The sequence below is a fragment of the Catellatospora coxensis genome, assembly GCF_016862635.1.
GTDB lineage: Bacteria > Actinomycetota > Actinomycetes > Mycobacteriales > Micromonosporaceae > Catellatospora > Catellatospora coxensis.
The window spans coordinates 14911-27466 of sequence record NZ_BONI01000026.1 but is presented as its reverse complement, the minus strand read 5'-3'; the positions used below and the strand labels follow the sequence as shown (position 1 = coordinate 27466).

Below are 12556 nucleotides of genomic sequence, written 5' to 3'. Positions count from 1 at the left end.
GGATGGTTCTGCGGTGGCGATCACGTGGCTCAGCACTCTGGTGCCGCCGCGCGGAGAGCGGCGGCACCAGGGTGTGCGTCAACTCAGCGGTTCGATCCAGATGTTGCGGAAGCGGGGGTTCGCGCCCGGGTCGCCGTGGTCCTGCAGACCTATCGGGCCAGGCGTCGGCCCTTCGGGCTGGCCGTTGCCGGTGGGGCCGTTGACGGCGACGTTGTTGTGGACGACGACGCCGTTCCACACCACGGTGACCCTGGCGTCTTCGAGTTTCGTGCCCGTCGCGCTGAACCGCGCGGCGCGGAACGTGATGTCGAAGGTCTGCCAGGTGTTGGGCGCGGTGGCCATGTTCCGGTCGGGGGCTCGCTTGAGGTAGATGGCTCCGGCCTCGTTGTTGGCCAGGGTGGTGTCACCGTAGGAGTCCAGCACCTGGATCTCGTAGCGTTCCTGAAGGTAGAACCCGCTGTTGCCGCGGGCCTGTCCGGTGACCTCCGGCGGGTAGGCCGGTTCCAGCCACTCGCCGTGCAGCTTGAAGTCGCCGAACTTCGCCCTGGTGCGGATGTTCCCGCCCAGCGATTCCATGGACCCTCCGGACACCGGCCAGGTCGCCGGGCTGCCGTCCGAGTGCTCCCACGCCGCCAGCCCGGTGCCGTCGAACAGTGCGATACGGGACACCGGAGTGACGACCAGCTGGTCGAGGTTGCTGCCGTTGGCGCCCGTCGTGGTCGCACGGATCTTGACCTGCCCGGCCGGCAGCGTCGTGGCCAGCGACGCGGTTCGCCAGGTGGTCCACGCGCCCGTCGGCGGGAACGACAGCGCCGGGCTGAGTGCCGTGCCGTTGACCGCGATGGCCAGCGGCCGGTCGACGGTCTTGCCGTTGGCGTACCGGAATGCCAGCGAGTGGGATCCCGCGGTCGGCACGTTCACCGTCCATTCGACATATCCGCCGGTGTTGGCCGCATCGGCGAAGTCGGCGTACCCGGTCCCGCTGTACCCGGCGTGTTCGGTTCCTACGTTCGCGCTGCTGAGCGCCGCCTGCTCGGCCTCATAGGTGCTGCCGGGCAGCGCGTTGAGGGTGTACCAGGCCTCCGTGCTCCACAGGGACTGCCCGGAAGCCGAGCTGAACGGCCGCGGCGAGTGCACGTACACCACCCGTCCGGCTTCCAAGCCGTTGATCCGCAGGGTGACCTTCCTGCCGTCGGCCGAGGGGATCGCCGAGGTGACGCCCAGCGTCTCCAGGTCGACCTTCGGCCCGCCGTAGGCCGAGGTCGGGGTGTAGCGCCATTGCTGGACCTGGTACCGAGACGTCAGCGAGCTCAGCGTCGCGGCCGACAGCGGCTGGGTGTATTCGAGTTCGAAGCCGCCGGCCACCGCCCGCATCGCCAGGATGTCGAAGGCGTTGCTGCTGGTGGGGGTCAGCTTCTGCAGACCGTAGCGGAGCTTGCCCTGCTGGCGCCAGTTGCTGCTGGCGCGTTCGTCGCCGATGCCGCCGGCGTAGATCGCGCCGTCGGGGCCGAGGGTGATCCGGCTGATGCCGGCCTCCAGCCCCTGGGTGAAGCGGAAGACCGCGCCCTGGTACTCGCCGTTGACCTTCTCCAGGTAGCCGCGCTGGATGCCGCCGTAGGTGACGTCACCGAACAGCATCTGCCCGGCGAACTGGCCCTGGGTGAGCATGATCGGGGTGCTCGGCGAGTTCGCGATCTCGTTGTGCGGCAGCCACAGGACCGGCTGGGTGACGGCGTTGGAGTCGAACGGACCGGCCGGGTCGTTGTAGTGGTTGAAGAACCGGCCTGGCTTGAGCTGTACCAGCTTGTTGGCCGACAGCCAGTCGCCCTGGTTGTCGGTGACGAAGATGCCGCCTTCGGGACCCCAACCCATGCCGTTGGGGGTGCGCAGCCCGCTTGCCGTGTACTCGACCTGTCCGGTGGCCTTGTTCACCTTGATCGCGGTGCCGCGGTTGGCGGCGAGCTGCGGTCTGGTGGTGCGCCCGCCGGGGGTGATCTGGACCGACAGGTTGAGGTAGAAGTATCCGTCCTTGTACAGCAGGCCGAACGCGAACTCGTGGTAGGTGCCGCCGAACGGCCAGGTCGCGACCGTCCGCTTGGTATCGATGATCTCGTCGCCGTTGGTGTCGTTCAGCTCGACCAGCCGGGACCGTTCCGAGACGTACAGCTTGCCGTCGACGTACTTGATGCCCATCGGGTCCTGCATGCCGGTGGCGATCCTCTTCACCGTCACCTGGGCGGCGGAGGTGGCGCCGGTGACGTTGCCCAGCAGGTAGACCTCGCCGAGCGGCTGGGTGGTGCCGTAGTCGCCGCCCCAGGTGGTGATGGCCAGCCGGTTGTCGGGCAGCCAGTCCATGCCGGTGACTTTCGGCTGGAACCCGCTGGGACGCAGGTCGGTCAGCGCGTAGTTGGGGTGCACCGCGTTCAGTGGCAGCCCGTCGCCCGGGGTGTCGCCGCCTTCGACGCATTCCTTGGTCCCCGGCGCGGTCACCCGGGTGACTCCGGCTTCGGTGCTCAGCGCCGTGGTCGGCACGACGACGAACTGTGTCGTGCCCGGTGGCTGCCATTCCAGTTTGAGCGCCTGCCCACCGGTGTTGTCGAAGTGTTCGATGCGCAGCTTGTGGTAGCCGGCGGACAGGTCGACGGTGCCGTCTTTGGACGAGGTGCCGTGCACGCCGTCGTGGTTGACGACCGTGGTGAAGCTGCTGTTGGAGTCGTCGTTGTCGACGACGGTGCTCTTGTCGATGCGCAGGCGGGAGCCGTCGTCGCTGGTGAGCCGGAAGGCGTACGAGCCGGCGGTGGTGATGTTGATGTTCGCGATGACCTGGGTGAGGAATCTGTCGGCGATGCCGAAGTCGGTCTGGGTCGACCAGTTGATCACCGGCATCAGCTTGTCGTAGTTGGGGGTCTGCCCGGGCTTGAGCGTGCACAGCACGGTCAGATCGGCTCCGAGGCCGTAGGTGCGCAACGTGACCCCGGGATCCTGGGGTGGGATCGCGGCGTGGGCGGGTCCGGGCGCGGACACGGACAGCACCACCAGACTCAGCCCCAGGGCGAGGGCTGAGGCGCGGCGGCGGCGGGCGGTTTCAGGGACGGGTGGAGAACTCATGGCGATCCTTCTCGCGATCGCACCCGGGCAGCAGCGCGAGCGCAGGCCCGGATGTCGGGTGGATCAGGCGGGTTGCCTGACGCGGATGGACGTGCGCCGCCACGTCGTCTTCACAGGTGAGCTCACTGCTGTCGCTTCGTCGAACTACCTCCGGGGGTCGGCGAGAGTGGCCCTTCTTCGGACATCACATCGAAACGTTGACGTTCATCTACGCGGGAGATTAGCGTCTACCCACCGTCGGGAAAACCCTTTCCCGATTTTTGCCTCAAGCGCAACCGACGATGAGGAGCCGCGGGATGACGACCCCGGAACCGGCCGGCAGCGCCGCGATCGCGCTGGACGAGATCGCCCCCAGGCAGTGCTCCTGCGGCACGACCCGGCGGGCGTTCGCGCGGGAGTCCGGCGGCGCGGTGAGCGTCCACCTGCTGCAGGTCGACAAGGCGATCACCCACCACCACCGGATCGCGACCGAGGTGTACGTGATCCTCGACGGGGTCGGCGAGGTGGAGCTCGACGGCGTACGGCATCCGGCCAAGCCGATGTCGGCGTTCCTGATCCCGCCCGGCACCCGGCACCGGGCGCTGGGTGACCTGCGGGCCCTGGTGGTCTGCCTGCCCGCCGCGAATGACGCCGATGAGTACTTCGACTGAGCCGGGTTCCCCGGCCGCGATCGCGCCGCTGCCCGGCGGGGTCGGCGTCTCGCAGCTGCGGGTGTACGACACCACCGCGCCCGACGGCCTGGTGGGCGGCACCCCGCACCTGCATCTGTGCTGCACCGAGGGGTACGTGGTGCAGGCCGGTGCCGGCGCGGTCCAGACGCTGACGATGAGCGGCTTCCGGCAGACGCCGCTGCGTCCCGGTACGCTCGCCTGGTTCACCCCGGGCACCATCCATCGCCTGGTCAACCACGGCGGCCTGGAGATCACGGTGTTGATGCAGAACAGCGGGCTGCCGGAGGCCGGCGACGCGGTGCTGACGTTCCCGCCTTCGGTGCTGGCCGACCCGGAGCGGTACGCCGCGGCCGCCACCCTGCCCGGCGGCGGCGCTCCGGACGACGCCTCGCCGGCCGACGGCACGCCCGGCGCGACGCTGGCCGCCGCGTACGCCCGGCGCGATCTCGCGGTGCTCGGGTTCGAGCGGTTACGGGCGGCGGCCGACGCCGGCGACCTCGGTCCGCTGCGCGACTTCCACCACGCGGCCGCCCGCCTGGTGGCACCACACCTGCCCCGATGGCGGGAGCGGTTCGCCGCGGGCGCGTTGCGGGCGGCGCAGGACACCGCCGCCCAGCTGGACGCGCTGGCCGCCGGGCGGTCCGATCATCTGGCCGACGCCGCGGTGCATGGCTTCGCCGCGCCCGGCGAGCAGGGCCGGCACGGCATGTGCGGGCTGCTGGACACCTACCCGATCCGGTAGCGAGCCGGCTCCTCCGCGGCTCTGCAAACGTATCATGTAAATATTTAAGATACCTTCGGGCGCAGCCCTTGCCTGATGGGGACATCCTCTCTAGTGTCCGTTCATCGGAAAGCGCTTCCCGGCAATCGCCAGGAAACTTTCCGTCCGTCCGGGAGGAGTCCCCGTGCACGATGGATCAGCCAGTGGTTCAACCGTTGGCAGCGCGTCGGCGCGCGCGGCCGGTCAACCCACGCTGGCCCTGCGGACTCCCGTCCAGCCGCTGACCCGGCTGGTCCGGTTCGGCGATGCGCTGTGGCGGCCCGCGCTGCTGCTGGGCATCGTGTTCGCGGGGTGGTGGGCGCTGTCGGAGAGCGGCACCGTCCCGCACTACCTGGTGCCGACCCCGGCGCAGGTGTGGCAGACGATGGTCGAGAAGCGGGCGTTCCTCTGGCTGAACACCTACGTCACGCTCTACGAGACCGTCATCGGCTTCGTGCTGGCCGTGCTGTTGGGCCTGCTCACCGCCGTCCTGATCGCCTACTCGCGCACCATGGAGCGGGCGCTCTACCCGATCGTGCTGTTCGCCCAGGTCATCCCCAAGATCGCCATCGCTCCGCTGCTGATCGTCTGGTTCGGCTTCGGCCTGGCCCCGAAGATCATCCTCGCGGTGCTGATCGCGTTCTTCCCGGTGGTCATCTCCGGGGTGGCCGGGCTGCGGTCCACCGACCCCGAACTGGTGGACCTGTCCAAGACCATGGGCGCCAGCCCGTGGCAGACCTTCCGAAAGATCAGATTCCCCAACGCCCTGCCGCACCTGATGGCCGGGGTGAAGGTGGCCGTCACCCTCGCGGTGGTGGGCGCCGTGGTCGGCGAGTTCGTCGGCGCGAACGAAGGCCTGGGATACGTGCTCCTGCTTGCCAACGGCAACCTCGACTCGGCCCTGCTGTTCGCCGACCTCTTCCTCATGTCACTGATCGGCATCGTGCTGTTCGCGATCGTCGAGGGGATCGAGGCAGCACTCATCCCGTGGCACGCCAGCAGGCGGTCCGGGGTCCCGCTCACCACGTCCTGACGGGGATCAGCCTCCCGTCGCCGCGTTAGGAGGACCAACCAATGAGAAGACTTCCCATGCTGGCGGCCGCGTTCGCGCTGCTGCTGGGCGCCGCCGCCTGCGCACCGGGCACCAACGACCAGCCCGCCGCACCCGGCGAGAACAAGAAGGTCACGCTGACCCTCAACTGGGTCCCGTACGGCGAGCACGCGCCGTTCTACTACGGCTTCGACAAAGGCTTCTACCAGGCCGAAGGCATCGACCTGACGATCAAGGCGGGCGGCGGCTCCGGCAAGACCATCCAGGCCGTGGCCCAGCAGCAGACCGACTTCGGCTGGGCCGACACTCCCCCGCTGCTCAAGGCCATCACCACCGGGATGAAGGTGAAGAGCGTCGGGGTGTTCCTGCAGAAGGGGCCGTCGTCGGTCGAGTTCCTGGCCGACAAGAACATCACGAAGATCAGCGACCTCAAGGGCAAGACCGTCGGCGGCACACCCGGAGACGCGATGTATGCGACCTTCCCGGCCCTGCTCAAGGCCAACGGCGTCGACCCGGCCGAGGTGAAGGTGGTCAACGTCGACGCGGCCGGGAAGATCGCCGCGCTGGCCGAAGGCAAGGTCGACGCGATCCAGGGCTTCTTCCACGACCAGGCCCCGACCATCGAAGCCAAGACCGGCAAGAAGGTCGACCACCTGCTGTTCGCCGACTTCGGGCTCAACCTGCTCGGCACCGGCCTGGTCGTGCACGACGACACCCTGGCCAAGGATCCGGAGCTGGTGAAGGCCTTCGTCCGGGCCACCCAGAAGTCCTGGGCCGAGGCGGCCAAGGACATCCCGGGCGCGGCCGCCGCGATGGAGAAGCTCGCCGAGAACGAGCCGGCCAAGGACGTGCTGATCAAGCAGCTCACGCTGTGCCTGCCGCTGGTCGACACGGCGGCGCCGGGCGTCAACGCCGAGGCCAAGTGGACCGAGACCATCACCCTGATGACCACGCACGCCGAGTTGAAGGACGCGGGCGCGCCGAGCAAGTACTGGTCCGGCACGTTCGCGACGAAGGGCTGAACCGATGACCGTCTCATCGACGGCCGCGACGGCGGTGGACATCACCGGACTGACCGTGCGCTTCCAATCCAAGCGCACCCAGACCGTCGCGGTCGACGACGTCACGATGCGGGTCGCCCCCGGCGAGTTCGTGACCATCGTCGGCCCGTCCGGCTGCGGCAAGTCCACCCTGCTCAAGATCGTCGCAGGGTTGGTGGCGCCGACCTCCGGCACGGTCTCGTTGATGGGACGGCCGGTCACCGGCGCCCAGAAGGAGATCGGGTACGTGTTCCAGCGCGCCGCCCTGCTGGACTGGCGCGGCGCGCGAAAGAACATCCTGCTGCAGGCCGAGATCCGGGGCATGGACCGGCGGCAGGCAGCCCAGCGCGCCGACGAGCTGATCGCCCTCACCGGGCTCACCGGCTTCGAGGACGCGCTGCCGCACGAGCTGTCCGGCGGCATGCAGCAGCGGGTGGCCCTGTGCCGCGCGCTGCTGCACCAGCCGTCGGTGCTGCTGATGGACGAGCCGTTCGGCGCACTGGACGCGCTCACCCGCGAACAGCTCAACGCCGAGCTCAACCGCATCTGGCGCGAGACCGGCACCACCATCCTGCTGGTCACGCACTCCATCGCCGAAGCGGTCTTTCTCGGCACCAGGGTCGAGGTGATGAGCCCCCGGCCCGGCCGGATCATGCGAACCATCGACGTCGACCTGCCGGCCGAGCGCGAATACGCCAAGGTGATGTCCGACCAGCGCTTCGACCGGTACGCCACCGAGATCCGCGGCCTGCTCGGGGCCGGAGCGAACCACTGACCGGGGCACCGGCGCCGGCCCGCCGATGGAGCGCGGCGGCCGGCGCCTGGCTCGGACTGGGCGCCGCGCCCGCCGCGCTGATCCTGGGCGCCGGGATGGCCCGCCGGCACGACGGCGCCGTCCCGCTGCTCGCGCTGCTCGCGGGCGCGATCCTGATGGCGGCGCTGCTGTTCGGGCAGGGCACGCTGGGGCTGCGCCAGCCGTACGGGGAGAACGCCGCCCTCACCGAACTGGCCCCGCGCTACCTGCCGGACCGGGCCGGCGTCCTGCTCGGCGCGGTGCTCGCCGCCGCGATGATCGGCTGGAACGGCTTCAACGTCGGCCTCGGCGGGGCGTCGCTGGCGAAGGTCACCGGGCTGCCCGGCCCGGCCGGCGCGCTGCTGCTGGCCGGCGCCGTGCTGGCCGCGTCGTTCCTGCCAGGCCGGTGGAACAACCGGATCGCCGTACTGACCACGGTCGCGGCACTGGCGCTGGTCGCGGTGTGCGTCCTGCTGCTGCGCCCGGACAGCGCGCCGGTGACCGCCGACCCGGGTGGCTGGGCCACCCTCGCCGACATCGCCGCGATCGGCGGCTACGTCGCGGTGTTCGCGCTGCGCGCGCCGGACTTCAGCCGTGGCCTGGCCACCCGGCGGGACCTGGCGATCTGCGTGGCGCTGCTGGTCGGGCCGGCGATCCTGGTCACCGCGGCCGGCGCCGGGGTCTGGCTGCGCACCGGCAGCGCCGACGTCGTCGCGGTGCTGGCCAGCGCGCCGGGCGTCGCCGTCTACGGCAACATCTTCGTCACCGTCGGGGTTTTCGCGCCCGCGCTGACCACCACCTTCTCCGGCGCGCTCGCGCTGCGGGCCGTGTGGCCGCGGCTGCCGGCCACCGCCGGGATCGCGATCGTCGCGATCCTCGGCGGCACGCTGGCCGCGGCGCGCTTCGACCGGGCGCTGCTCACCTGGCTGACCGTACTGGCCGCCACCCTGCCACCGCTGATCATCCCGATGGCCGTCGAGGGCTGGCGGCGACGGCTGGGCCACCCGGCACGGCTCGTAGCGGTCTGGACCTGGCTGCCCGCCGGGCTGGCCGCGACCGCGCTGACCGTCGCCGGCTCGCCGGCCGGGCCGGTGGCCGGCCTCGCGATCGCGGTGGTCGCCACCGGCTGGCAGGTCCACCGGCAGCGGCGATCCGTCCGACCGGCGTCGCCGGCCCGACCGGCCCGGTGACCGCGAACGCGGTCAGCCGGCCGCGGTCCGGTCGAGCACGGCCCAGACGTCGGCCGCGCTGAGGTGGTCCAGGTGCTGGGCTATCCCCAGCGCCTGGGTGCGCAGCTCGCGGGCGGCGGGACCGTCGTCCTGCCGGTCGCGCACGTCGGCCAGCCGCAGCAGCACCATCGCCTCCTCGTAGCGGTCACCGAGCCGGCGCGTCAGATCCAGTGCCTGGCCGTACGCGTCGGCCGCGTGGGCCAGCGCGCCGGTCTGCAGATGGATGAAGCCGACGCTGTCCCAGGTGTCGGCTTCGGCGGCGTGGCTGCCGATGTGCCGGTGCAGGGCCAGCGCCTGGTTGCAGTGGTCGAGGGCTTCGGCGTGGCGGCCCTGGTGGGCCAGGCCCCAGCCGATGGCGTTGAGCGCCCGCGACCGCCCGACGACGTCGCCGGCCGCCGTGAACAGGTGGAGGCTGTGGTGGGCGTGCTGGAGCGCCTCCGGCCAGCGCCGCTGCCCCTCCAGCATCAGGTTGATGTTGAGATGGGTGTATGCCTGCCCGGCCCCGTCACCCAGCGCGGTGTGCAGGTCGAGGGCGAGCGCCAGATGTTCGAGCCCTTTGTCGTGCCGGCCGAGCCGCGCCGCGCAGCGAGCCAGCATCCGGCAGCAGCGGGCCTGGCCGGGCAGGTCGCCGAGGGCACGGGCCGAGCGCAGCGCCTGCTGCTGGGTGTGGTCGAGGTCGTGCCAGTGCCCGTGCCGGTCGAGGAAGTTGGCCACGACCCAGGCCAGCTGCCAGGCGTGGGCCGGTGATGCGCGCAGCGCGGGCTGCTCGAGCAGGCTCAGCAGGGTCTGGTGCTCGCGCTGGAACCAGGCCATGGCGTCGGCCGGTCCGGTGAACACCTCGGCGGCGGTGCCGGTGGCCGCGTCGGTGAGGGTGATGGTGTCGCGGTGCGGGTCGAGCGCCCGGTCGGCTCGGTACGCGCTGTGCAGGTAGTGGTCCAGCAGACGGCCGGTGGCGGCCTGCCGGGCCACCTCGCCGTCGGTCTGCTGCAGCAGGCCCACGGCGTACGCGCGGAGCAGGTCGTGCAGCCCGAACCGGCCGGGGCGGTCCTCCAGCACCAGGTGCGCGCGGACCAGTTCGGCCAGCGCATGCCGGGCCCGGTCGGACGGCCAGCCGGTCAGGCTGACCGCGGCCTGCCGGTCCAGGGTCGGGCCGGGATGCAGGCTGAGCAGCCGCAGCAGCACCGCCGCGTCGGCGGGCAGGGCCTGGTAGGACCACGAGAACACGGAATGCACGTCGGTGGTGACGTCGGACCCGGCGAACGCGGTGAGGCTGCCCCGGGCCTCCTGCAGCTCGGCGACCAGCCGGGACAGCGGCAGCCGCGGCTGCACGGTCGCGTGCGCGGCCACGATGGCCAGCGCCAGCGGCAGCCCCGCGCACAGCTCGACGAGCTGGTCGACGGCGTGCGGCTCACGGGCGACACGCTCGGGGCTGAGCCGGCGGACCAGCATCTCCCTGCCCTCACGTGCGTCGAGGATGTCCAGCGCGATGTGGGCGGCCCCGCCGAGAACCAGGCCGGTGAGATCGTTGCGGCTGGTCACCACGACCATGTTGCGGGCGGTCCCGGGCAGCAGCGGGCGTACGTGGTCGGCGTTGCGGGCGTTGTCGATCACGACGAGGACGTCGCGGTCGGCGAGGGTGCTGCGCAGCAGCGCCGCCTGCGCCGACGGGCCGGTGGGCAGGCTCTTCGGCAGCACGTGCAGGGCTTCCAGGAAGCCGCGCACGGCGTCCTCGGCGGGCACCGGACCGGCCGGGTCGAACCCGTTGAGGTTGACGTAGAGCTGCCCGTCGGGGAACCGGCCCGCGACGCGGTGCGCCCAGTGCACGGCCAGGGTGCTCTTGCCGATGCCGGCCATGCCGACGATCGCGGCGACGGGCGGCCCAGGGCGGCCGCTGTGCGCGAGCAGCCGGTCGAGGCGGTCCAGGTCGTCGCCGCGGGCGGCGAAGTCGCCGATGTCGGCGGGCAGCTGCCGGGGCACGGAACTGGGCCGGCGAGGCGCGGCGGGCTGCGCCGCCGGCACCGCCGGCGAACCGCGCCGCAGGATCTCGGCGTGCACGGCGACCAGCTGCGCGCCCGGGTTGACACCCAGCTGCTCGCGCAGCCGGTGACGTACGGTGTCGAACGCCGCGAGGGCGGCGTCGGCGTTGCCTGCCCGGTCGTGAGCCCGCATCAGCAGCTCGGCGACGGTCTCCCGCGTCGGGTGCTGGTCGGCCAGCTGCTGCAGCTGCCAGATGGCCTCGTCCAGCCTGCCGACGTCGATGCGGGCGGCAGCCAGCAGCTCGGCGGCGCGCAGGTGCTGGTGTTCCAGGCTGCCGCCGATCCTGCCGCGCAGTGCGGCATCGGCGACGTCGGTCAGCAGCGGGCCCCGCCACAGCCGCAGTGCCTGCTCCAGCAGCACGATCCGGCCGGCGGGCTCGTCAGCGCCCTGCGCACTGCGCAGCAGCGCGGTGAACCGGTGCGCGTCGACGGCCGCGGGGTCGGCGTCCACGACGTACCCGCCGCCGTGGGTGGCGATGGTGAGCCCGTGCGGGGCGAGGCTGCCACGCAGCCGGGCGACATAGCTGCGCAGCGTGCTGCGCGGCAGCCCCGGGGGCTCCTCGGTCCAGATCAGCTCGGCCAGCCGCTCGACGCTGACCACCTTGCCGAGTTCCAGCAGCAGCAGGGCCAGCAGGAGCCGCTCCTGGCGGCGGCCCAGCGGCACCGTGCCGCCGCCGCCGTCCACGGCACTGAACGGGCCCAGCAGCCGGAACTCCAGCACGTCACTTCCCCGAGCATGCAACGCCGCGGTGGCCGGGCCGGTGTCAGGTGGCCAGGCTCGTCATCCGGGCGATGGTAGCGCGATGGTAGCGCGATGGTAAGACCGTGGCAGCACCTCGTCTCCAAGATGGACCATCGCTCGATCGTCTCAATAGTCCTGTCGGCGAGGGCGGCTCCCGACGCCGACCAGAGATCTCACGCTCGCCCGAACAGCGTGCCCGTGAAGGAGTCCGATGTCCGAGTCAGACGTTGCCACCGACTTCCGCATCCTCGGCCCGATGACGTTCCGGTCGGCGGCGGGCTACCGGCCGGTGACCGGCGCGCGCCATCGCCGCATGCTCGCGATACTGCTGCTCAATGCCAACGGACTGGTCTCCGTCGACCGGTTCATCGACGCGATGTGGGACACCGAGCCGCCGGCCACCGCCCGCCAGCAGGTCCAGAACTGTGTCGGGCTGCTCACCGGCAGCATCACCAAGGCCGGGCTGGCGTTCTCGGTCGTCCGGCGGCCGCCGCACTACATGCTCGAACTCGACGACGACCGGGTCGACGCGCTGCGTTTCCAGCGGCTGTGCCGGCAGGCCGAGGCCGACGCCGCCGGCGGCGCGGCCGAACGCGCGGTGGCCCGGCTGCGCGCGGCGCTGGCGCTGTGGCAGGGCGACGCGCTCGAGGACGCCGACTCCGCGCTGCTGCGCGGTGTGGCGACGAGCCTTCGCGAGACCCGGATGCGGGCCATCGAACGGCTCGTCGTGCTGGAGTTCGCGCGGGCCGGGCACGGCCGGATCCTGGCCGACCTCACCTCGTGGGTGGCGCTGTACCCCTACCACGAGGGGCTGCACGTGCGGCTGGCGCAGGCGCTGCACCACTGCGGGCGCACCGCCGACGGGCTGCAGGCGCTGCGTACGCTCCGGGCGCGGCTGGCCGAAGAGCTCGGCCTGCAGCCGGGGCAGGACGTGCTCGCCCAGGAGCGCCGCCTGCTCGGCGCCGAGGCGGACCCGCCGGCCGACGCCGGCTTCGACGGGCTGGCCCACAGCGAGCTGCTGCACAGCCTCGGCCGCACCGTCGCCGACCTGTCCGCCATCGTGCACGTCCTGCTCGGACAGGTCAGCGTCCGGCGGCCGTGAGCACACCGGCGGGGCCGGGACAGG

9 protein-coding genes are annotated in these 12556 nt (G+C 71.6%); 7 read left to right on the top strand and 2 right to left on the bottom strand.

Annotated elements, in window-relative coordinates:
• Positions 1–78: 78 nt before the first annotated feature.
• Positions 79–3108 (bottom strand): 3-keto-alpha-glucoside-1,2-lyase-like domain-containing protein, encoded by a 3030-nt coding sequence (locus tag Cco03nite_RS16805; protein WP_203693042.1) that lies wholly within the window; start codon positions 3106–3108, stop codon positions 79–81.
• 296 nt (positions 3109–3404) lie between these two features.
• On the opposite strand from Cco03nite_RS16805, the gene Cco03nite_RS16800 reads away from it, so the two are divergent.
• The 6 genes from Cco03nite_RS16800 to Cco03nite_RS16775 all read left to right on the top strand — a co-directional run bounded on the left by Cco03nite_RS16800 (position 3405) and on the right by Cco03nite_RS16775 (position 8613).
• Positions 3405–3758, top strand: coding sequence for a cupin domain-containing protein (locus Cco03nite_RS16800; RefSeq protein ID WP_203693041.1), 354 nt, complete (start codon positions 3405–3407; stop codon positions 3756–3758).
• The gene (locus Cco03nite_RS16795) at positions 3742–4521 is read left to right on the top strand and encodes a cupin domain-containing protein (protein WP_203693040.1); all 780 of its coding nucleotides are present in this window, start codon (positions 3742–3744) and stop codon (positions 4519–4521) included. The genes Cco03nite_RS16800 and Cco03nite_RS16795 overlap by 17 nt, the downstream gene beginning before the upstream one ends.
• A 163-nt stretch (positions 4522–4684) precedes the next feature.
• Positions 4685–5572 (top strand): ABC transporter permease, encoded by an 888-nt coding sequence (locus Cco03nite_RS16790; protein WP_239167432.1) that lies wholly within the window; start codon positions 4685–4687, stop codon positions 5570–5572.
• Positions 5573–5613: 41 nt separating this feature from the next.
• The gene (locus Cco03nite_RS16785) at positions 5614–6612 is read left to right on the top strand and encodes an ABC transporter substrate-binding protein (protein WP_239167431.1); all 999 of its coding nucleotides are present in this window, start codon (positions 5614–5616) and stop codon (positions 6610–6612) included.
• Between the two features lie 4 nt (positions 6613–6616).
• The gene (locus tag Cco03nite_RS16780) at positions 6617–7405 is read left to right on the top strand and encodes an ABC transporter ATP-binding protein (RefSeq protein WP_203693039.1); all 789 of its coding nucleotides are present in this window, start codon (positions 6617–6619) and stop codon (positions 7403–7405) included.
• A gap of 95 nt (positions 7406–7500) precedes the next feature.
• Positions 7501–8613: a purine-cytosine permease family protein gene (locus tag Cco03nite_RS16775; protein WP_203693038.1), complete on the top strand. Its 1113-nt coding sequence runs from the start codon at positions 7501–7503 to the stop codon at positions 8611–8613.
• Between the two features lie 12 nt (positions 8614–8625).
• Here Cco03nite_RS16775 and Cco03nite_RS16770 read toward each other — a convergent pair whose 3' ends face one another.
• On the bottom strand, positions 8626–11409 hold the full coding sequence (locus Cco03nite_RS16770) for an AfsR/SARP family transcriptional regulator (protein WP_203693037.1): 2784 nt from the start codon (positions 11407–11409) through the stop codon (positions 8626–8628).
• Positions 11410–11641: 232 nt separating this feature from the next.
• Here Cco03nite_RS16770 and Cco03nite_RS16765 point away from each other — a divergent pair, with 232 nt between their 5' ends.
• Positions 11642–12532, top strand: coding sequence for an AfsR/SARP family transcriptional regulator (locus Cco03nite_RS16765; RefSeq protein ID WP_203693036.1), 891 nt, complete (start codon positions 11642–11644; stop codon positions 12530–12532).
• Positions 12533–12556 lie beyond the last annotated feature (24 nt).

Excerpts from the sequence above, each read along its gene's own strand:
- Cco03nite_RS16805 (WP_203693042.1), bottom strand. The coding sequence starts at position 3,108 with ATGAGTTCTCCACCCGTCCCTGAAACCGCCCGCCGCCGCCGCGCCTCA.
- Cco03nite_RS16800 (WP_203693041.1), top strand. The coding sequence starts at position 3,405 with ATGACGACCCCGGAACCGGCCGGCAGCGCCGCGATCGCGCTGGACGAG.
- Cco03nite_RS16795 (WP_203693040.1), top strand. The coding sequence starts at position 3,742 with ATGAGTACTTCGACTGAGCCGGGTTCCCCGGCCGCGATCGCGCCGCTG.
- Cco03nite_RS16785 (WP_239167431.1), top strand. The coding sequence starts at position 5,614 with ATGAGAAGACTTCCCATGCTGGCGGCCGCGTTCGCGCTGCTGCTGGGC.
- Cco03nite_RS16780 (WP_203693039.1), top strand. The coding sequence starts at position 6,617 with ATGACCGTCTCATCGACGGCCGCGACGGCGGTGGACATCACCGGACTG.
- Cco03nite_RS16775 (WP_203693038.1), top strand. The coding sequence starts at position 7,501 with ATGGCCCGCCGGCACGACGGCGCCGTCCCGCTGCTCGCGCTGCTCGCG.
- Cco03nite_RS16765 (WP_203693036.1), top strand. The coding sequence starts at position 11,642 with ATGTCCGAGTCAGACGTTGCCACCGACTTCCGCATCCTCGGCCCGATG.